General features: G+C 48.9%; 1 protein-coding gene. It reads left to right on the top strand.

The annotated features are described in order from the left end of the window. On the top strand, nucleotides 1–593 hold a 593-nt coding region (locus HMPREF2890_RS04365; RefSeq protein ID WP_246825300.1), incomplete at both ends, for a TraM recognition domain-containing protein.

The following is a 593-nucleotide window of genomic DNA, read 5'->3' as shown; positions in this document are numbered from 1 at the left end:
GATGAGCTACCGACCATCTACTTTCGTGGTCTCGATAACCTGATAGCCACAGCCAGAAGTAACAAGGTTGCTGTGTGTCTAGGCTTTCAGGACTTCTCTCAGCTGACCCGCGACTATGGCGATAAGGAGAGTAAGGTGATACAGAACACGGTGGGTAATGTCTTTTCTGGGCAAGTCGTGGGAGAAACGGCTAAGACGCTTTCCGAGCGTTTCGGCAAGGTTCTCCAGCAACGGCAGTCCATGACCATCAATCGTAACGACAAGTCCACATCTATATCTACGCAGATGGATAGCTTGATTCCTGCAAGTAAGATTAGTAACCTTACACAAGGTATGTTCGTTGGGGCTGTCTCAGACAATTTCGATGAACGCATCGATCAGAAAGTCTTCCACGCTGAGATCGTTGTGGATGTCGCCAAGGTCTCGGCTGAAACGAAAGCTTACCAGCCTATCCCCATCATAACAGACTTCACAAACGAAAATGGCTCCGACAGTCTGCGTGAGACTATTGAAGCCAATTATCGCCAAGTCAAGCAAGAGGTGCTGTCCCTCGTAGACTCAGAGACTGCTCGTATCAAAGCTGACCCAACACT

Source organism: Porphyromonas sp. HMSC065F10, from assembly GCF_001808555.1.
In the GTDB taxonomy this organism is placed as follows: Bacteria; Bacteroidota; Bacteroidia; order Bacteroidales; family Porphyromonadaceae; genus Porphyromonas_A.
Note: the sequence above shows the minus strand (reverse complement) of the source record. Positions and strands in the feature narration are given on the sequence as shown.